Origin of the sequence: Enterobacter sp. 296B2, assembly GCF_034106185.1 — a bacterium.
Lineage (GTDB): Bacteria > Pseudomonadota > Gammaproteobacteria > Enterobacterales > Enterobacteriaceae > Enterobacter > Enterobacter cloacae_N.
This window is the reverse complement of the sequence record NZ_JAWNCA010000018.1, coordinates 81,434-101,447: the sequence shown is the minus strand read 5'-3', so window position 1 is coordinate 101,447 and position 20,014 is coordinate 81,434. Positions and strand designations below refer to the sequence as shown.

At 58.2% G+C, this 20,014-nt stretch carries 20 protein-coding genes; 9 read left to right on the top strand and 11 right to left on the bottom strand.

The window, feature by feature from the left end:
- Positions 1–115: 115 nt before the first annotated feature.
- From csrA to mltB, 9 genes are all read right to left on the bottom strand, one after another.
- Positions 116–301, bottom strand: coding sequence for a carbon storage regulator CsrA (gene csrA / locus URZ40_RS14625; RefSeq protein WP_000906486.1), 186 nt, complete (start codon positions 299–301; stop codon positions 116–118).
- 241 nt (positions 302–542) lie between these two features.
- Positions 543–3,170: an alanine--tRNA ligase gene (alaS, locus tag URZ40_RS14620; protein ID WP_116344148.1), complete on the bottom strand. Its 2,628-nt coding sequence runs from the start codon at positions 3,168–3,170 to the stop codon at positions 543–545.
- A gap of 131 nt (positions 3,171–3,301) precedes the next feature.
- Complete coding sequence (recX, locus tag URZ40_RS14615) at positions 3,302–3,802, bottom strand: recombination regulator RecX (RefSeq protein WP_320720736.1); 501 nt, start codon at positions 3,800–3,802, stop codon at positions 3,302–3,304.
- Positions 3,803–3,870: 68 nt separating this feature from the next.
- Positions 3,871–4,929, bottom strand: a complete 1,059-nt coding sequence (gene recA, locus URZ40_RS14610) for a recombinase RecA (protein WP_028014189.1) — start codon at positions 4,927–4,929, stop codon at positions 3,871–3,873.
- Positions 4,930–5,018: 89 nt separating this feature from the next.
- Positions 5,019–5,516, bottom strand: a complete 498-nt coding sequence (pncC, locus tag URZ40_RS14605; protein WP_061097290.1) for a nicotinamide-nucleotide amidase — start codon at positions 5,514–5,516, stop codon at positions 5,019–5,021.
- Positions 5,517–5,645: 129 nt separating this feature from the next.
- The gene (locus URZ40_RS14600; protein WP_166712183.1) at positions 5,646–6,524 is read right to left on the bottom strand and encodes a metal ABC transporter substrate-binding protein; all 879 of its coding nucleotides are present in this window, start codon (positions 6,522–6,524) and stop codon (positions 5,646–5,648) included.
- A 14-nt stretch (positions 6,525–6,538) separates the two neighbouring features.
- A complete protein-coding gene (locus tag URZ40_RS14595) occupies positions 6,539–7,399 on the bottom strand; it encodes a metal ABC transporter permease (protein ID WP_166712185.1) in 861 nt (286 codons plus the stop codon).
- On the bottom strand, positions 7,396–8,049 hold the full coding sequence (locus URZ40_RS14590; RefSeq protein ID WP_116344152.1) for a metal ABC transporter ATP-binding protein: 654 nt from the start codon (positions 8,047–8,049) through the stop codon (positions 7,396–7,398). The genes URZ40_RS14595 and URZ40_RS14590 overlap by 4 nt, the downstream gene beginning before the upstream one ends.
- Positions 8,050–8,319: 270 nt before the next feature.
- Positions 8,320–9,420: a lytic murein transglycosylase B gene (gene mltB / locus URZ40_RS14585; RefSeq protein WP_170228335.1), complete on the bottom strand. Its 1,101-nt coding sequence runs from the start codon at positions 9,418–9,420 to the stop codon at positions 8,320–8,322.
- A 252-nt stretch (positions 9,421–9,672) separates the two neighbouring features.
- On the opposite strand from mltB, the gene srlA reads away from it, so the two are divergent.
- The 7 genes from srlA (at position 9,673) to gutQ (ending at position 14,607) form a co-directional block, all read left to right on the top strand.
- Positions 9,673–10,236 carry a PTS glucitol/sorbitol transporter subunit IIC gene (gene srlA / locus URZ40_RS14580; RefSeq protein WP_023333189.1) on the top strand — a complete coding sequence of 188 codons (564 nt, stop codon included), beginning with the start codon at positions 9,673–9,675 and terminating at the stop codon, positions 10,234–10,236.
- Positions 10,233–11,192, top strand: a complete 960-nt coding sequence (locus URZ40_RS14575; RefSeq protein ID WP_192984377.1) for a PTS glucitol/sorbitol transporter subunit IIB — start codon at positions 10,233–10,235, stop codon at positions 11,190–11,192. Before srlA ends, URZ40_RS14575 begins: the two co-directional genes overlap by 4 nt.
- A gap of 12 nt (positions 11,193–11,204) precedes the next feature.
- Positions 11,205–11,567, top strand: coding sequence for a PTS glucitol/sorbitol transporter subunit IIA (gene srlB / locus URZ40_RS14570; RefSeq protein WP_023308951.1), 363 nt, complete (start codon positions 11,205–11,207; stop codon positions 11,565–11,567).
- Between the two features lie 14 nt (positions 11,568–11,581).
- Positions 11,582–12,361: a sorbitol-6-phosphate dehydrogenase gene (srlD, locus tag URZ40_RS14565; protein ID WP_116343428.1), complete on the top strand. Its 780-nt coding sequence runs from the start codon at positions 11,582–11,584 to the stop codon at positions 12,359–12,361.
- 91 nt (positions 12,362–12,452) lie between these two features.
- Entirely contained in the window at positions 12,453–12,812 is a 360-nt protein-coding gene (gutM, locus tag URZ40_RS14560) for a transcriptional regulator GutM (protein ID WP_320720735.1), read from the top strand.
- Between the two features lie 63 nt (positions 12,813–12,875).
- Positions 12,876–13,649, top strand: a complete 774-nt coding sequence (locus URZ40_RS14555) for a DNA-binding transcriptional repressor (RefSeq protein ID WP_032640855.1) — start codon at positions 12,876–12,878, stop codon at positions 13,647–13,649.
- The gene (gene gutQ / locus URZ40_RS14550; RefSeq protein WP_116343430.1) at positions 13,642–14,607 is read left to right on the top strand and encodes an arabinose-5-phosphate isomerase GutQ; all 966 of its coding nucleotides are present in this window, start codon (positions 13,642–13,644) and stop codon (positions 14,605–14,607) included. The genes URZ40_RS14555 and gutQ overlap by 8 nt, the downstream gene beginning before the upstream one ends.
- Here gutQ and norR read toward each other — a convergent pair.
- The gene (norR, locus tag URZ40_RS14545) at positions 14,604–16,118 is read right to left on the bottom strand and encodes a nitric oxide reductase transcriptional regulator NorR (protein ID WP_192984374.1); all 1,515 of its coding nucleotides are present in this window, start codon (positions 16,116–16,118) and stop codon (positions 14,604–14,606) included. The two genes, gutQ and norR, sit on opposite strands and share 4 nt — an antisense overlap.
- A gap of 186 nt (positions 16,119–16,304) precedes the next feature.
- Here norR and norV point away from each other — a divergent pair, with 186 nt between their 5' ends.
- Together norV and norW are read left to right on the top strand one after the other, a co-directional pair.
- Complete coding sequence (norV, locus tag URZ40_RS14540) at positions 16,305–17,747, top strand: anaerobic nitric oxide reductase flavorubredoxin (RefSeq protein ID WP_320720734.1); 1,443 nt, start codon at positions 16,305–16,307, stop codon at positions 17,745–17,747.
- Complete coding sequence (gene norW / locus URZ40_RS14535; protein WP_302219786.1) at positions 17,744–18,877, top strand: NADH:flavorubredoxin reductase NorW; 1,134 nt, start codon at positions 17,744–17,746, stop codon at positions 18,875–18,877. The genes norV and norW overlap by 4 nt, the downstream gene beginning before the upstream one ends.
- A gap of 113 nt (positions 18,878–18,990) precedes the next feature.
- Here norW and URZ40_RS14530 read toward each other — a convergent pair whose 3' ends face one another.
- Entirely contained in the window at positions 18,991–20,013 is a 1,023-nt protein-coding gene (locus URZ40_RS14530; RefSeq protein ID WP_320720733.1) for a HoxN/HupN/NixA family nickel/cobalt transporter, read from the bottom strand.
- Position 20,014 lies beyond the last annotated feature (1 nt).

Here is a 20,014-nt window from a genome sequence, read left to right as displayed (position 1 = left end):
CCGTTTTACGGGAAACGTAGGGTTAAAAAACCGCCCTATTAAAATAAACCGCAAACTTTACGCAGAAAAAATCGGGGGCGGGTGGCGGCGCGCCCGACAGCTAGACGCGACAATATCAGTAACTGGACTGCTGGGATTTTTCAGCCTGGATACGCTGGTAGATCTCTTCACGGTGGACAGATACTTCTTTAGGAGCGTTAACACCAATACGTACCTGGTTACCCTTTACCCCTAAAACTGTCACGGTGACCTCATCCCCAATCATGAGGGTCTCACCAACTCGACGAGTCAGAATCAGCATTCTTTGCTCCTTGAAAGATTAAAAGAGTCGGGTCTCTTGTATCCCGGCATTATCCATCATATAACGCCAAAAAGTAAGCGATGACAAACACGTAAAGTGTAAGCAGTCACGGCATCACATTCTGTTAAACGTAAGTTTAGCCGATATACACAAACTCAACCTGACTTTATCGTTATCGATAGCACAGTGAACAAGACGCCATAACGTTACCGCTATGGCGTCTGATTGTGCTTTGTAGTTATTACAATTTCGCGCTCACCCAGCTTTCAACGCTGGCTAATGCTGCAGGAAGTGCCGCCGCATCCGTACCACCGGCTTGCGCCATGTCCGGACGACCGCCACCCTTACCGCCCACCTGCTGGGCGACCATACCAATCAGTTCCCCTGCTTTAACGCGGTCGGTCACATCCTTAGAGACGCCCGCAATCAGAGAAACCTTACCTTCTGCCACCGTCGCCAGCACGATAACCGTTGAACCAAGCTGGTTCTTCAGATCGTCGACCATAGTACGCAGCATCTTAGGCTCCACGCCCGCCAGATCGCTGACCAGCAGTTTGACGCCCTTAATGTCTACCGCTTTGCTGGAGAGGTTTGCACTCTCCTGCGCCGCAGCCTGTTCTTTCAGCTGCTGAAGTTCTTTTTCCAGCTGACGGGTACGATCCAGCGCAACGCGCACTTTCTCGCTCAGGTTCTGGCTATCGCCTTTCAGCAGCTGCGCGATGTCGTGCAGCTGATCGCTCTGCGCATGCAGGCTGGCGATTGCGCCTTCACCGGTTACCGCTTCAATACGACGCACACCTGCCGCCGTACCGGATTCGGAAACAATGCGGAACAGGCCGATGTCACCGGTGCGCGAGGCGTGAGTACCGCCGCACAGCTCGGTAGAGAAGTCACCCATGCTCAGCACGCGAACGCGCTCGTCATATTTCTCGCCAAACAGCGCCATCGCACCTTTTTTCTTCGCGTCCTCAAGATCCATGATGTGGGTCTCGATTGGCAGGTTACGACGGATCTGCGCGTTCACCAGGTCTTCCACCGCGCGGATTTCAGACGGTTTCATCGCTTCAAAATGCGAGAAGTCGAAACGCAGCACCTTGTCGTTAACCAGAGAACCTTTCTGTGCAACGTGGGTGCCCAGCACGTCGCGCAGGGCAGCGTGCATCAGGTGGGTTGCAGAGTGGTTCAGGCGAATACGCGCGCGGCGTGCTTCATCAACGTTAGCCTGTACGCCCTCGCCCACTTTCAGAGAACCGGAAACCAGTTTGCCCTGGTGACCAATCGCCTGACCGTATTTCTGGGTGTCGCTTACGCTGAAGCTAAAGCCGTTGCCTTTCAGTTCGCCTTTATCGCCAACCTGGCCACCGGATTCCGCATAGAACGGGGTTTTGTCCAGAATGACGACGGCTTCCTGGCCCGCGCTGATGCTGTCTACGGCTTTACCGTCAACAAACAGGGCGGTCACTTTGCCGGTCAGTTCCAGCGCTTCATAACCTTTAAATTCAGACGCGCTATCAACGCGGATCATCGCGTTGTAGTCTGCACCGAAACCGCTGGATTCACGCGCACGGCGACGCTGCTCTTCCATCGCGGCTTCAAAGCCTGCTTCATCAACCTTGATGTTGCGCTCGCGGCAAACGTCCGCCGTCAGGTCAACCGGGAAGCCGTAGGTATCGTACAGGCGGAAAGCGGTTTCGCCGTCCAGCGTGTCGCCCTTAAGCTTCGCCAGCTCTTCGTCCAGCAGCGCCAGGCCGCGCTCCAGCGTACGGGCAAACTGCTCTTCTTCGGTTTTCAGAACCTGCTCAACCTGCGCCTGCTGGCGTTTCAGCTCGTCACCGGCTGAACCCATCACGCCAATCAGCGGCCCAACGAGTTTGTAGAAGAAGGTGTCCTTCGCGCCCAGCATGTTGCCGTGACGGATCGCACGACGAATGATGCGACGCAGCACGTAGCCACGGTTTTCATTCGACGGAATAACGCCGTCAGCAATCAGGAACGCACAGGAACGAATATGGTCTGCGATAACGCGCAGCGATTTGTTGTTCAGATCGGTCGCGCCGGTCACTTCTGCAACGGCTTTGATCAGGGTGCTGAACAGGTCAATCTCGTAGTTGGAGTTAACGTGCTGCAGAACCGCGGCGATACGCTCCAGGCCCATACCGGTATCAACGGACGGCTTCGGCAGCGGCTCCATGGTGCCGTCAGCCTGACGGTTGAATTGCATGAAGACGATGTTCCAGATCTCAATATAGCGATCGCCGTCTTCTTCCGGGCTACCTGGAGGGCCGCCCCAGATGTGGTCGCCATGATCGTAGAAGATCTCGGTGCACGGACCGCAAGGACCGGTATCACCCATCTGCCAGAAGTTATCAGACGCATATGGCGCGCCTTTGTTATCACCGATGCGAATAATACGCTCGCGCGGGATACCGACCTCTTTTTCCCAGATTTCGAACGCTTCGTCATCGGTTTCATAGACGGTAACCCACAGACGCTCTTTCGGCAGGTTGAACCAGTTTTCACCGGTTAGCAGTTCCCACGCGTATTGAATGGCGTCGTGTTTGAAGTAGTCGCCGAAGCTGAAGTTACCCAGCATTTCGAAGAAGGTGTGGTGACGCGCGGTGTAACCGACGTTTTCCAGGTCGTTGTGTTTACCGCCCGCACGCACGCAACGCTGTGAGGTTGTAGCGCGGGAATAATTACGCTTGTCGAGACCAAGGAACACATCCTTGAACTGGTTCATCCCGGCGTTGGTAAACAGCAGAGTCGGATCGTTGTTCGGTACCAGGGAGCTGCTGGCAACAACCTGGTGTCCCTTACTATGGAAAAAATCGAGAAACGCCTGACGGATCTCAGCGGTGCTCTTGCTCATAATTATCCTGAAATCAAGCTAACGAAATGTCGTAGCCAGCCTGTATCGGTAAACCGTTGGACAGACCAGCTACTGGAAAAAGTGGGAATAAGATAAGTTTTCTTTAGTGGGAAGTAAAATCCCGCATGCGTTCAATCGGCAAAATTACGCCAGATATCCTGAATATCTTCCATCAGAAAGCCGCGGTAGAGCAAAAAGCGCTGGATTTTGACTTTTTCTGAAAATTCACGCGGCAGCGGTTCGCCGTATTTACGAATAGCCTGCTCTTTTGCCAGCTCGCACCAGTCGGTGTCGCTTTCGCGCATCGCTTTTTCGATGGACTCCCTGGCTACCCCTTTCTGGTTCAGCTCCTGCCGGATGCGCGCGGGCCCATACCCTTTGCGGCCGCGGCTGGCGAGAAAGCGCGAGGCAAAGCGGTCATCGTCCAGGTAATGATGCTCATAGCACCAGGCCACCACGCGGTCGTTGTCTTCCGCAGTGGCATCAATCTCTTCCGGCCCGTTTTTGCTCATGACGGGCGCTGACAGCTTCCGCCGCAGCTCCTGCTCACTGTGGTCGCGCACGGCGAGAATGCGTACCGCACGGTCCAGCAAGCGCGCGTAGGCGGGTCGGCGTGATGTCGGTTCACTCATAAAAAACCTGCAGATTCAGAAATGCAAAAAGGGCCGCGTCAGCAGCCCTTCATCTTTATACGAGAGACTTAAAAGTCTTCGTTGGTTTCTTCAGCATCCGCAGCATCCACCACGAAATCAGGTTTGGAGTCCTGGTTGTTCAACAGAAGCTCACGCACCTTCTTCTCAATCTCTTTCGCCGCAGCCGGGTTCTCTTTCAGCCAGGAGATAGCATTCGCTTTACCCTGACCAATCTTGTCACCGTTGTAGCTGTACCAGGCGCCCGCTTTTTCAATCAGCTTCTCTTTCACGCCCAGGTCAACCAGCTCGCCGAGGAAGTTGATACCTTCGCCGTAGAGGATCTGGAACTCAGCCTGTTTGAACGGTGCGGCGATTTTGTTCTTCACAACCTTCACGCGGGTTTCACTACCCACCACGTTCTCGCCCTCTTTCACCGCGCCGATACGGCGGATATCCAGACGGACAGAGGCGTAGAATTTCAGCGCGTTACCACCGGTGGTGGTTTCCGGGTTACCGAACATCACACCAATTTTCATACGGATCTGGTTGATGAAGATCAGCAGCGTATTGGACTGCTTCAGGTTACCGGCCAGCTTACGCATCGCCTGGCTCATCATACGTGCCGCGAGGCCCATGTGAGAGTCACCGATTTCACCTTCGATTTCCGCTTTTGGCGTCAGCGCCGCAACGGAGTCGACGATGATCACATCAACCGCACCAGAGCGCGCCAGCGCGTCACAAATCTCCAGCGCCTGCTCGCCGGTGTCCGGCTGGGAACACAGCAGGTTGTCGATATCAACGCCCAGCTTACGGGCATAGACCGGGTCCAGCGCGTGCTCGGCATCGATAAACGCACAGGTTTTACCTTCGCGCTGCGCCGCTGCAACAACCTGCAGGGTCAGAGTCGTTTTACCTGAGGATTCCGGACCGTAGATTTCTACGATACGCCCCATCGGCAAACCGCCCGCGCCCAGTGCGATATCCAGAGAAAGCGAACCGGTGGAGATAGTTTCCACATCCATGGAACGGTCTTCACCCAGGCGCATGATGGAGCCTTTACCGAATTGCTTTTCGATCTGGCCCAGTGCTGCCGCCAACGCTTTCTGTTTGTTTTCGTCGATAGCCATTATTACTCCTGTCATGCCGGGAGAAGCAACTGCGCTTCACCATGGACTTCTGTTCTGTTGGTGCAATTATACTGTATGGTCATACAGTATCAAGTGTTTTGTAGAAATTGTTGCCAGAGCGTTTTTAACGCATACACGGTTGCCTGACGACGCACGCTTTCACGATCGCCGCTGAAGCACTCCCGGCGGGTGATCCCTTCCCCTTTGGACGTGGCAAACCCGAACCAGACGGTGCCGACAGGCTTCACGTCGCTGCCGCCGTCCGGCCCCGCGATACCGCTGATGGAAACGGCGTAATCTGCCCGCGCCTCTTTCAGCGCGCCAATGGCCATTTCAATGACAACCGGTTCACTGACCGCGCCATGCTGTTCCAGCGTGGCTTCGCGCACGCCAATCATCTGCGCCTTAGCTTCGTTACTGTAGGTCACAAAGCCGCGTTCAAACCAGGCGGAACTGCCGGCGATATCGGTAATCGCTTTCGCCACCCAGCCGCCGGTGCAGGATTCTGCGGTGGTAATTGTCGCGCCACGCTGCTTCAGTGCAAGGCCAACGATCTCGCTAAGCTGCATCAATTCATGGTCAGTCATTCTTGCTCCAGGCTTGAGAAAAACGTGCAGCACAAGATAGCACTTTCTCGTCAGATATGGGGATGCGCTTCAGGTTTTACGAGGGGGCTTCAGAAAAAAGCCGGTGCGGGCGCACCGGCTACAGAAATGTTATTTCATGCTGTTCGCAATCGTATCGACATTATGACGAAACGCCTTAACGTAGGAGTCTGCCACCCCACCCTTGGCCGACAGCGCTTCCGGGTAAAGTTCGCCGCCCGGCTGTGCGCCCGTCGCCGACGCAATCTGCTTCACCAGACGCGGATCGAGCTGGTTTTCCATAAACCACGTTTTCACGCCGTCGGCTTTAATCTGATTGATAATCTCCGCAACCTGCGCCGCGCTGGCCTCGCTCTCGGAAGAGAGTCCTTGAGGTGCCATGAAGGTTACGCCGTAAGCGCGGCCAAAATAGCCGAACGCGTCATGGCTGGTCAGCACTTTACGCTTTTCCTGCGGGATCTGGCTAAAGCGTGTTTTAGCCCAGCCGTCCAGCTGAGTCAGTTGCGCAATGTACGGCTTCCCTGAAGCCTCCAGCGCCGCTTTGCCTTCCGGATCGGCTTTCACCAGCCCGTTCAGAATATTTTGTGCATACAGCGCACCGTTCGCCGCGCTGTTCCAGGCGTGCGGATCGGTCACGGTCTTTCCATCTTCCTCAAGCGTGTGGGTTTTCACTCCGGTTGAGGCGACGACCAGCTGCCCTTTGAACCCGGAGGCTTTAACCAGACGGTCGAGCCAGCCTTCCAGCCCCAGGCCGTTGACCACTACTACGTCAGCCTTGCTCAGCGCCGCGCTGTCTTTTGGTGACGGTTCAAAGGTATGCGGATCGCCGTCCGGCCCGACCAGCGTCGTCACGTTCACGCGATCTCCCCCCACCTCCTGCGTGATATCCCCCAGTATCGAAAAGCTGGTGACCACATTCAGCGTTTTCGCCATTACGCTATGCGACATCATCCCCAGCGCAAGCGCCATGATTAATCCTGTACGTTTCATCGTTTCCCCTTACGTTAAAAAAGCGCCCGCAGACTGCCAGCAAGCCTGCTTTGCGTGCCAAATAAAATGGAAATAAAGAACAGCGCGCTGGCAGTCAGCACAATGGACGGCCCCGCGGGCAAACTTGCCGCCCAGGAGAGGCTCAGCCCCAGCCACGCGCAGAAAATACCGCTGATACCGGCCATCAGGAGTAATCCGGGTAAGGTGCGTACCCAACAGCGCGCCGCCACCGCCGGGAGCATCATCAGCCCGACGGCCATCAGCGTGCCAAGCACCTGAAAACCGGCCACCAGGTTAAGCACCAGCAGCGCCAGAAACAGGCCGTGCAACAGCCCGGGCAGCCAGCGGGTATTCACCTGCAGCCAGGCGGTATCAAACGCCTCCGTCACCAGCCCGCGGTAAAAAAGGGCCAGCGTGATAAGGGTGAAGATGCACACGCCGGTCACAAACAGCGCGGCGTCATTGTCCACGGCGAGGATGGAGCCAAACAGCAGATGCAGCAGATCGACATTCGAGCCGCGCAGCGAAACGAGCGTGACGCCCAGCGCCAGTGAACCCAGGTAAAATCCGGCAAAGCTGGCATCTTCTTTCAGCGGCGTGCGGCGGCTGACCAGCCCGGCCACCAGCGCAACGGCAATTCCGGCGATAAACCCGCCGACGGTCATCGCCATTAGTGACATCCCGCTGAGCAAATACCCCACGGCGACGCCGGGCAAAATGGCGTGAGAAAGCGCATCGCCCATCAGGCTCATCCGACGCAGTTGAAGAAACACGCCGAGCGCGGTGGTACTGATAGAAAGCGCCAGGCAAACCACCAGCGCGCGACGCATAAAGCCGTACTCAATAAACGGCTGGAAGAATGTGTGCCAGATCATGCCACCCTCACCCGCTCGGTTTTCCACTGGGGAATATCAGCATCCAGCCGCAGCGTCTGCGGGAAGTGGCGCGCCACGCGCTCGCTGTCGTGCAGCACCGCGAGCAGGGTTTGCCCCTGCATATACATCTCCAGCATCAGATCCATCAGCACGTTGCAGGTTGCTTCATCGACCCCGGTAAAAGGCTCGTCCAGCATTACCAGCGGCGCCTGCTGCACTAATACGCGGGCAAACAGCATGCGCTGAAACTGGCCGCCGGAGAGTTCATCGATAGTGGATAACGCCATTGACTCCAGCCCCACGCGCTCAAGTGCGCCACTAATACGCAGGCGCGCTTCACGACGAAAACCGGCAAAAAGCGAAATTCCGGGCCAGCAGCCCATGCTTACTACGTCCTGCACGGTCAGCGGAAACTGCGCCTCCAGCGCGTGACGCTGTGCCAGCCAGCCGATTACCGGTCGTCTACCCTGCCAGCGAAATCTGCCGCTGACGGGCGGAATAAATCCGGCGAGCGTTTTCAGCAGCGTGGATTTGCCGCAGCCGTTGGCGCCGATAATGGCGGTCATGCTGCCGCGTTCAATCACGCCCGAAAGCGGACGCGTGACGGGCTGGCGGTCATAGCCCGCAACCAGTTCGTTCATCACAATCATGGCAACGCCACCGCCCAGCGCACGGCCAGGCCGAGCAACACAATAAGTCCCAGCGCCAGCAAAAGCCGAACCGGCGCAGAAAGAGAAAAAAGGGAGGTTGACATCTCGACACCCAATTAAATGTTATAACATAACAATAATGAAAGACGGCAGAGATGTAAACGGCGGGTTTGAAACGGGAGTGTGGCGAAATGTTTCTGCAGGAAATAGGGGCACGCGGGTGCCCTCACCACAGCCCTCACCCTCAAGGGAGAGAGGGAATAAAGCGACTTACTGACTAAACGGTGACGCCGCAGGAACGCGCGCCTGAGACACCGCCAGCCCCAGCTGCCACACCGCCATCGCGTAGTGCGTACTGTGGTTATAGCGGGTGATGGTGTAGAAGTTCGGCATACCGTACCAGTACTGGTACCCGGTTCCCACATCCAGACGCAGCAGGCTCACCTGGTCAACGTTGCCCAGCGGCTGGGTTGGCGTTAAGCCTGCCGCCGTTAGCTGCGCTACGCTGTATTTTGTTTTAAAGCCATTTTCCAGACCAAACGCCTCGCCGTTCGCCTGCACGGCCACCTGCCCGCCCGGCGTCCAGCCGTGCGCTTTGAAGTAGTTCGCCACGCTGCCGATGGCATCCACCGGATCCCACAGGTTAATGTGGCCGTCTCCGTTAAAGTCGACGGCATACTGCTTATAGGAGGACGGCATAAACTGGCCGTAGCCCATCGCGCCGGCAAACGACCCTTTCAAATCGAGCGGATCGTCCTGCTCGTTGCGCGCCATCAGCAGGAAGGTTTCCAGCTCGGAAGAGAAGTATTCGGCGCGGCGCGGGTAGTTAAAGGAGAGCGTCGCCAGCGCATCAAGGATGCGGGTTTTGCCCATCACGCGGCCCCAGCGGGTCTCCACGCCGATAATCCCGACGATGATTTCCGGCGGCACGCCGTAGACCTGCCACGCGCGGTTGAGCGCATCTTCATACTGGTTCCAGAACACCACGCCGTTTTGCACGTTGTCCGGGGTAATAAACTGTTTGCGGTAGCGCAGCCATGCGCCATTTGGCCCGCTCGGCACCTGGGCGGACGGTGCCTGCCTGTCCATCAGGCGCAGCACGTAGTCCAGACGCTTGGCCTGAGACAAAATTTCATGCAGCTGCTGGCGGTCGAAACCGTGTTTGCTCACCATTTTATCGATGAACTGCTCGGCCGCCGGGTTATTCGCGAAGTCGCCTCCCATCTGCATCATATTGTGCTGCGGCTCCAGCAGGAATCCCCCGGAAGGCGCGCCCGCCGTTTGCTGAACGGCTTCGGTCTTAGGTTTGCTGCTACAGGCAGACAGCAGGATAAGCGCAGGCAACAGCGCTGCATAACGACGCTTGAACATGAGACATCCATTTAACGGGTTCGATAAGAACCCAGTATGGTAAAGCATCCGCAACACCTCAAGGAAGCGGTACGCACCTCTCCCACGCAAATCCGCGCTTTTTTCCACTGAAAATCATTCACCCCATCAATTAACTTTCAAAATAATCCATTTTTCTTTCATTGTGAGATCTAATTAACACTTTAAAATCTTTCAAAGTGATTATTATTAGCCACAGTAATACAAAACAAAAAAGCCCCACAGGAGAGAAGAATGATAGAGACCATCACCCACGGCGCCGAGTGGTTCATCGGGCTGTTTCAGAAAGGCGGAGAAGTGTTCACCGGCATGGTGACCGGGATCCTGCCTCTGCTGATCAGCCTGCTGGTGATCATGAACGCGCTGATCAACTTTATCGGCCAGCAGCGCATCGAACGCTTTGCCCAGCGCTGCGCCGGTAATCCGCTGTCCCGTTACCTGGTATTGCCGTTTATCGGTACCTTTGTTTTCTGCAACCCAATGACCTTGAGCCTCGGCCGCTTTATGCCAGAGAAGTACAAGCCGAGCTACTACGCCGCCGCCTCCTACAGCTGCCATTCCATGAACGGCCTGTTCCCGCACATTAACCCCGGAGAGCTGTTTGTCTATCTCGGGATCGCCAGCGGTCTCACCACCCTTGGCCTTCCGCTCGGCCCGCTGGCGGTGAGCTACCTGCTGGTCGGCCTGGTGACCAACTTCTTCCGCGGCTGGGTGACCGACCTCACCACCGCCATTTTCGAGAAAAAAATGGGCATCCAGCTTGAACAGAAGGTCCATCTTTCAGGAGCCACAGCATGAACCGGATCCGCATTGAGAAAGGCACGGGCGGCTGGGGCGGCCCGCTGGAGTTCGACGCTACCGAAGGCAAAAAGATCGTCTACATCACCGCAGGGACGCGCCCGGCAATCGTCGACAGGCTGCGCGAGCTGACCGGCTGGGAAGCGGTCGACGGCTTCAAGGAAGGCGAACCGCCGGAAGCGGACATCGGCGTGGCGGTGATTGACTGCGGCGGCACGCTGCGCTGCGGTATCTATCCGAAGCGCCGCATTCCGACGGTGAATATTCACTCCACCGGAAAATCCGGCCCGCTGGCACAATACATCCTTGAGGACATTTATGTCTCAGGCGTAAAGGAGGACAACATCACTGTGGTGAATGGCAGTCCTGCGCCGCAAAAAGCGGCCCCGCGCGAGTACGACACCAGCAAGAAAATCACCGAGCAGAGCGACGGCCTGCTGGCAAAGGTCGGGATGGGGATGGGCTCCGCCGTGGCGGTGCTGTTCCAGTCCGGGCGCGACACCATCGACACGGTACTGAAAACGATTCTGCCGTTTATGGCGTTCGTCTCGGCGCTTATCGGCATCATCATGGCGTCCGGCCTGGGCGACTGGATTGCCCACGGCCTCGCCCCGCTCGCCAGCCACCCGCTTGGGCTGGTGACGCTGGCACTGATCTGCTCCTTCCCGCTGCTGTCGCCGTTCCTCGGCCCGGGCGCGGTGATTGCCCAGGTCATCGGCGTGCTGATTGGCGTACAGATTGGTCTGGGGAACATCCCTCCGCACCTCGCCCTGCCCGCTCTGTTTGCCATTAACGCCCAGGCGGCGTGCGACTTTATCCCCGTTGGGCTGTCGCTGGCCGAAGCGCGCCAGGACACCGTGCGCGTGGGTGTGCCGTCCGTGCTGGTCAGCCGCTTCCTGACGGGCGCGCCGACGGTGCTGATTGCCTGGTTTGTCTCCGGCTTTATTTATCAATAAGAGGTTCCTGCGATGACCGTCATTTACCAGACCACCATTACCCGCATCGGCCAGAGCGCAGCGGACGCGCTGAGCGACCAGATGCTAATCACCTTCCGCGAAGGCGCGCCTGCGGATATCGAAGAGTTTTGCTTTATCCACTGCCACGGCGAGCTGAAGGGCGAGCTGAAGGCAGGAAGCCAGCTGGAGCTGGGCGAGGCGCGCTATGCCGTGACCGCCGTCGGCGACGTGGCCGAGCAAAACCTGCGCGAGCTGGGCCACATCACCCTGCGTTTCGACGGCCAGCCGCAGGCCGAGTATCCCGGCACGGTGCACGTAGCGGGCCCGGTTCCGCAGGCTGTCACCCCAGGCTGCACGTTAAAATTTGTTGCGTAATTAAGGAGAATCACATGAGTCAGGTTGCCGTTGTCATTGGTGGAGGACAAACCTTAGGCGAGTTCCTCTGCCGTGGGCTTGCCGCAGAGGGTTACCGCGTGGCGGTAGTGGACATTCAGAGTGAAAAAGCCGCCCGCGTGGCGGACGCCATCAACACCGAATTTGGCGAAGGGGTGGCATACGGCTTTGGTGCCGACGCCACCAGCGAGCAGAGCGTGATGGCGCTGGCCCGCGGCGTGGACGAGATTTTTGGGCGCACCGACCTGCTGGTCTACAGCGCGGGGATTGCGAAAGCGGCCTTTATCAGCGATTTCGAACTGGGGGATTTTGACCGTTCGCTGCAGGTGAATCTGGTGGGCTATTTCCTCTGCGCCCGCGAGTTTTCCCGTCTGATGATCCGCGACGGCATTCAGGGGCGCATCATTCAGATCAACTCCAAATCCGGGAAAGTGGGCAGCAAGCACAACTCCGGCTACAGCGCGGCGAAGTTTGGCGGCGTGGGGCTGACGCAGTCTCTGGCGCTGGATTTGGCCGAGTACGGCATCACCGTTCACTCGCTAATGCTGGGCAACCTGCTGAAATCGCCGATGTTCCAGTCCCTGCTGCCGCAGTATGCCACCAAGCTCGGCATCAAAGCTGAGGAAGTGGAGCAGTACTACATCGATAAAGTGCCGCTGAAGCGCGGGTGCGATTATCAGGACGTGCTGAATATGCTGCTGTTTTACGCCAGCCCGAAAGCCTCGTATTGCACCGGGCAGTCGATTAACGTGACCGGTGGGCAGGTGATGTTCTGAGTTCATTCCCCGGTGGCGCTGCGCTTACCGGGGCTACAATCCCCGTAGGACGGGTAAGGCGCAGCCGCCACCCGGCAATTAAGGAGCCGATATGGTCACCGCACTCATTACCGTCGCCGCCCTCGCCTGGATCTGCCAGATGGCGTTTGGCGGCTGGCAGATCCACCAGTTCAACCGCGCGTTTGACGCCCTGTGCCAGAAAGGCCGCGTGGGCGTCGGGCGTTCCGGTGGACGTTTCAAGCCGCGGGTCGTCGTCGCTGTTGCGCTGGATGAAAACAATAAGGTCTGCGATTCCCTCATCATGCGTGGCATGACCGTCTTCGCCCGTCCGGTGAAAATCCAGGCAATCAACGGCATTTCGCTGCAGGAATTACGGCCTGATGTGATCTTTCCCCATGATCCACTCTGTCAGAATGCACTATCATTAGCGCTTAATCTGAAACATGGATAATTTCGTTGTGAAAGCTATAGGCTTGCGAAATTATCATTTCGCAACCTAAGGAACGAAGCGCCTATGAAACCTCGTCAGCGGCAGGCGGCCATTCTTGAGCATCTGCAAAAGCAGGGAAAATGCTCGGTAGAGGACCTCGCCCACTACTTTGACACCACCGGCACGACGATACGCAAGGACCTGGTATTGCTCGAAAACTCTGGCGCCGTCATTCGAACCTACGGCGGCGTGGTGCTTAACAAAGACGAAGCCGACCCGCCTATCGATCACAAAACGCTGATCAATACCCACCAGAAAGCGCTGATTGCCGAAGCCGCCGTAAAATTTATCCACGATGGCGATTCCATCATCCTCGACGCCGGCAGCACCGTCCTGCAGATGATCCCCCTGCTCAGCCGCTTTAACAACATCACGGTGATGACCAACAGCCTGCACATCGTTAACGCCCTGTCGGAGTTCGACAGCGAGCAGACCATCCTGATGCCCGGCGGTACCTTCCGCAAAAAATCGGCATCGTTTCACGGTCAGCTGGCAGAGAACGCCTTCGACCACTTCAGCTTCGATAAACTGTTTATGGGCACCGACGGCATCGACCTGAACGCGGGCGTCACGACGTTTAACGAGGTCTTCAGCGTCAGCAAAGCGATGTGCAACGCCGCGCGGGAAGTGATTTTGATGGCAGACTCGTCGAAGTTTGGCCGCAAAAGCCCCAACATTGTCTGTAGCCTTGAAAGCGTTGATAAGCTGATTACCGACGCGGGTATCGATCCGGCGTTCAAAAAAGCGCTGGAAGAAAAAGGCATCGACGTGATCGTAACCGGAGAGAGAGATGAGTGATTTTCTGTTAGAAACGGGCCGCCAGACGCTAATGCTGGAGCTGCAGGAAGCCAGCCGCCTGCCGGAACGTCTGGGCGAGGATTTCGTCCGCGCCGCCAACACCATTATCCACTGCGAAGGCAAAGTGATCGTGGCGGGCATCGGTAAATCCGGCCATATCGGTAAAAAGATTGCCGCGACGCTCGCCAGCACCGGCACCCCGGCGTTTTTCGTGCATCCGGCAGAGGCGCTGCACGGCGATCTGGGGATGATTGAAAGCCGCGACGTGATGCTGTTTATCTCCTACTCCGGCTCGGCCAAGGAGCTGGATCTCATCATCCCTCGCCTGCAGGAAAAATCGGTCGCCCTGCTGGCGATGACCGGGAAACCCCGCTCGCCGCTGGCGCTGGCCGCCAAGGCGACACTGGACATTTCCGTTGAGCGTGAAGCCTGTCCGATGCACCTTGCCCCGACCTCCAGCACCGTTAACACCCTGATGATGGGCGACGCGCTGGCGATGGCGGTGATGCAGGCGCGCGGCTTTAACGAAGAAGATTTTGCCCGTTCGCATCCGGCAGGCGCGCTCGGTGCTCGCCTGCTCAATAAAGTTCACCACCTGATGCGCACCGACGATGCCATTCCGCAGGTCAAACTCGATACCAGCGTGATGGACGCGATGCTGGAGCTGAGCCGCACCGGGTTGGGGCTGGTGGCGGTGTGCGATGACAGCGGCAACGTGAAGGGCGTGTTCACCGACGGCGACCTGCGCCGCTGGCTGGTGGGCGGCGGCAGGCTGGAAACGAACGTGTCGGACGCCATGACCAAAGGCGGGCTAACGCTGAACGCCGACAGCCGCGCCATTGAAGCCAAAGAGGTGCTGATGAAGCGCAAAATCACCGCCGCACCGGTGGTGGACGAGCACGGCAGGCTGTGCGGCGCCATCAACCTGCAGGACTTCTACCAGGCCGGGATAATCTAACCCTTCAGCCCGAGACGCTTCGCCAGCCGGTGCAGGTTGGCGACGTCCATCTCCAGCGCACGGGCGCACGCCGCCCAGCTGCGGTTGTTCTGCTCCAGCGCGCGGGTAATCATCTGACGCTGAAATGCTTCCGTCGCCTCGCGCAGGTTCTCGTTCACGCTCTCAGGCGTTGCAGGCTTCACGGACGGCGTATTTTCATCCTGCAGCGCAAAATGGCGCGCATGAATAACCACTTCATCCCCCGAGCGCGTCGCCCGCGCCAGCACTACCGCGCGGTGAATCGCATGCTCCAGCTCGCGCACGTTGCCCGGCCAGCCGTAGCTCAGCAGATGCGATCTCGCCCCCGGGCTCAGCACCACGCGGGAAAGCCCCATCCTGAGGCGGCACTGCTCGCAGAAAAAGCCCGCCAGCAGCACCACGTCGTCCCCGCGCTCGCGTAGCGGGGGCACGGACAGCGGGAACACGCTCAGGCGGTGGAACAGGTCGGCGCGGAAATTGCCCGCCAGCACCGCTTCACGCAGATCCCGGTTAGTCGCTGCCAGCACGCGCACGTCCACTCTGTGGCTGCGGTCATCCCCCACGCGCTGAATATCGCCGTACTGCAATACGCGCAGCAGTTTGGCCTGAAGTGATAAGGATAATTCGCCAATCTCATCCAGGAAGAGCGTGCCGTTATCGGCCATTTCGAACTTGCCGCTGCGGTTGCTGATCGCCCCGGTAAACGCCCCTTTGACGTGACCAAACAGCTCGCTCTCCGCCACGCTTTCCGGCAGCGCGGCGCAGTTGAGGTACACCAGCGGGTTGGCCGCCCGCGGCGAGGCTTCGTGAATGGCTTTCGCCACCAGCTCCTTACCGGTGCCGGTCTCCCCGAAGATCAGCACGTTCAGATCGGACGCGGCGACAATCTCAATCTCTTTTTTGAGCTGCGCCATGCCGGGCGAAAGACCGATCATCTCCGTGTGCGTGACCTGCTCAAACGCCGCCGGGCTGCCGGGAAGAATATTCTGGCTCTCCAGCTGCTCTATCAACAGCGCATTATTCAGCGCCCCGGCGGCCAGCGCCGCAATCAGGCGCAGCGCTTCGTCGCTGAAGGTGTCGAACTGGTCCGGCGACATGCCGTCGAGCGTCAGCGCGCCAATCAGGTTTTGCCCGGCAAACAGCGGCAGGCCGATACAGGCGTGCACCTTCAGGCTCTCCTGTCCGGGGATCAGGCCGTCGTACGGGTCGGGCAGATCGCTGTCCGCCGGGAAACGCACCACGTCACCCGCGCGGGCGATGGTCTCCAGCCGCGGATGGCCTTCAAGGGTAAAGCGCCGTCCGAGCACGTCCTGCGCCAGCCCGTCGATAGCCAGCGGAATAAACTGTCTTCCCTCGTAGCGCAGCAGCGCCGAGGCGTCACACGCCAGCACCTGGCGCAGCGTGGAGATCAGCCGTTGAAAACGGTCCTGATGGCCGATACCGGTTTGCAGTTCAATGGCAATCTTCGCCAGCACATCTACAGAAAAGCTCATGTCAGCCTCACAGTCATTTTGACAATACATAGTGTCATATTGACAGCTTTCTTGATAGTCATAATGACTATCCTTTACGGACAATACATTTATAAACTCAATATTATCAATCAATTAAATAGTTGGCACGCACCTTGATATAGGTACAGCATCTTATTTGAAACGCTGTATTACGCTGAGGTTGCTATGTCTATTCTGGTTAAAAATAACATTCATTGGGTGGGTCAACGTGACTGGGAAGTGCGCGATTTCCACGGGACGGAATACAAAACGCTGCGCGGCAGCAGCTACAACAGCTATCTCATTCGCGAAGGTAAAAACGTGCTGATCGATACCGTCGATCACAAGTTCAGCCGCGAGTTCGTGCAGAACCTGCGCAGCGAAATCGATCTGAACGCCATCGACTACATCATCATCAACCATGCGGAAGAGGATCACGCCGGGGCCCTGACCGAACTGATGTCCTGCATCCCGGACACCCCAATCTACTGCACCACCAACGCCATCGACTCGATCAACGGCCACCATCACCATCCGGAGTGGAACTTCCACACCGTGAAAACCGGCGACGCGCTGGATATCGGCAACGGCAAGCAGCTGATCTTTGTGGAAACCCCGATGCTGCACTGGCCGGACAGCATGATGACCTACATGACCGGCGACGCGGTGCTGTTCAGCAACGACGCCTTCGGCCAGCACTACTGCGACGAGCGCCTGTTCAACGACGAAGTGGACCAAGCCGAGCTGTTCGAACAGTGCCAGCGTTACTACGCCAACATCCTGACCCCATTCAGCCGCCTGGTGACGCCGAAAATCACCGAGATCCTCGGCTTCAACCTGCCGGTGGAGATGATTGCCACCTCCCACGGCGTGGTGTGGCGTGAAAACCCAACCCAGATAGTGGAGCTGTACCTGAAATGGGCGGCAGATTATCAGGAAGACCGCATTACGATTTTCTACGACACCATGTCCAACAACACCCGCATGATGGCGGACGCCATTGCCCAGGGCATCAACGAAGTGGACCCGAACGTGGCGGTGAAAATCTTCAACGTGGCGCGCAGCGATAAGAACGAGGTATTGACCAACGTCTTCCGCTCTAAGGGCGTGCTGGTGGGCACCTCCACCATGAATAACGTGATGATGCCGAAAATTGCCGGCCTGGTGGAAGAGATGACCGGTCTGCGCTTTCGCAACAAACGCGCCAGTGCCTTTGGTTCACACGGCTGGAGCGGCGGCGCGGTAGACCGTCTCTCCACCCGTTTACAGGATGCCGGTTTTGAGATGTCCCTGAGCCTGAAGGCGAAATGGCGTCCTGATCTCGACGCGCTGGAAATCTGCCGCCAGCACGGTCGCGACATTGCCCGTCAGTGGGCGCTCGCACCGCTTCCTGATGCCGATGCAACACCCGCCGAACAGCCGCAAACCTGTGACGTTGCCGCCAGCGCCGATCTCGGCCCACGCATGCAGTGCAGCGTCTGCCAGTGGGTTTACGATCCTGAGCTGGGCGAGCCGCTACAGGATGTCTCTCCGTGCACGCCGTGGAGCGAGGTGCCGGACAACTTCCTCTGCCCGGAATGTTCCCTCGGCAAAGACGTCTTTGACGAACTGGCAGCGGAGGCAAAATGAGCAACGGCATCGTTATCATCGGCTCGGGCTTTGCCGCCCGCCAGCTGGTGAAAAATATCCGCAAGCAGGACGCTCACGTGCCGCTGACGGTGATTGCCGCTGACAGCATGGACGAGTACAACAAGCCTGATTTAAGCCACGTCATCAGCCAGAATCAGCGCGCCGAAGACCTCACCCGCCAGACGGCGGGGGAGTTCGCGGAGCAGTTTAACCTGCGTCTGTTTCCGTACACCTGGGTCACCGACATCGACGCCGACGCCCACGTGGTGAAAGCGAAAGAGAAAACCTGGCAGTACGACAGGCTGGTGCTGGCGACCGGGGCATCAGCCTTTGTGCCGCCGGTTGAGGGCCGCGAGCTGATGATTACCCTCAACAGCCAGCAGGAGTACCAGGCCAGCGAAACCCTGCTCCGCGATGCGCAACGGGTGATGATTGTCGGCGGCGGGCTGATCGGCACCGAGCTGGCGATGGATTTCTGCCGCGCGGGGAAATCCGTCACCCTGGTTGACCACGCGGCCAGTATTCTGTCGGCGCTGATGCCCGCAGAAGTAAGCAGTCGCTTACAGCATCGTCTGACCGATATGGGCGTCCATCTGCTGCTGAAATCGCAGCTGCAGAGCCTGAGCAAAACCGAAGGCGGTATTCGCGCCACGCTCGACCGCAGCCGCAGCGTAGAAGTGGATGCGGTGGTTGCCGCGACGGGGCTGCGCCCGGAAACCGCGCTGGCGCATCGCGCAGGGGCTGAGATAAACCGCGGCGTGAAGGTAGACAGCTACCTGCAAACCACGCGGCCGGACATTTATGCCCTGGGCGACTGTGCGGAAATTAACGGTCAGGTGCTGCCCTTTTTGCAGCCGATTCAGTTAAGCGCAATGTATCTGGCGAAAAATCTGCTCGGCAGCAGCGCGCCGCTGAAATTGCCCGCCATGCTGGTAAAAGTAAAAACGCCGGAATTACCGCTGCATCTCGCAGGTGAAACGCAGCGTCAGGATCTGAGCTGGCAAATTACCCTCGAACCACAGGGAATGGTCGCGCGAGGTGCGGACAGCGAGGGTCAGATACGCGCCTTTGTCGTCAGTGAAGACCGGATGAAGGAGGCGTTCACGCTGCTAAAATCGCTACCTGCTTAACCCTCGCAATGCCGGGTGGCGCTCCGCTTACCCGGCCTACTCAACCCCAAAACGGTAAACCTTGTAGGCCCGCGCAAGCGTAGCGCCGCCGGGCAAAAACAGGGCTGGGTAGTTCAGGAACGCACCACCAGCGCGTCGTAGCCGCGCCAACGGTAGTTGACCATGGAGATCAGCCAGCAGGCGACAAACAGCCCGACCACCACAAACCCGGCGTTGCCCAGGTTGTCGTTTACCGCGCCGATCAGATCCCAGACGCCGCCACTGAGGGCAAATTTGTCCATCAGCAGGCCCAGCGCTTCCAGCCCGCCGATAAACAGCGCCACCACCACGGAGGTGCCGGTGATGGTAATGTTGTAGTAGAGCTTGCGCTGCGGTTTATCAAACGCCCAGCCATAAGCGCCGACCATCAGCAGGTTATCGAGAGTATCCACCAGCGCCATGCCGCTGGCGAACAGCGCCGGGAAGATCATGATTGACCATACCGACATGCCGCTGGAGGCGCTGGCGGCAGAGATCCCCAGCACGCCGATCTCGGTGGCCGTGTCAAAGCCAAGGCCAAACAGGAAACCGACCAGGTACATCTGCCAGCTTTTATTCACCAGGCGGAAGGTTTTGCCAAACAACCAGTTCATGACGCCGCCCTGGGCAGGCAGCGTGATGTCTCCCTGCACCGGCTGGCCTTTTTTCAGCGCCTGAAAACTGCGCCAGACCCCGCGAAGGATCACCATATTCACCAGCGCCATCGCCAGCAGGAAGGTGGCGGACACCGCGGTGCCAATCAGGCTCCCGGTCTCGTGGAACCATGCCATGTTTTTCTGAAACGCCGTGGCGGTGGCGGCGATGGCGATGGAGGCCAGCACCACAATGGTGGAGTGACCCAGCGAGAACCACGCCCCCACCCCGGACGGGCGCTTGCCCTGCTGCATCATCTTACGCGTCACGGTATCAATGGCCGCGATGTGGTCGGCGTCCACGGCGTGACGCAGCCCGTAGCACCACGCCAGCAGGCTGGCCGCCATCAGCGCCGTGCTGCCGCTGAAGGTGTGCCATGCCCATCCCCAGGCCAGCAGGTTTGCCATTACCAGAGCCAGCAGCAGAAGCGCGGCGCGAGGTTCGTTGCGTAACTGTCGTAACATT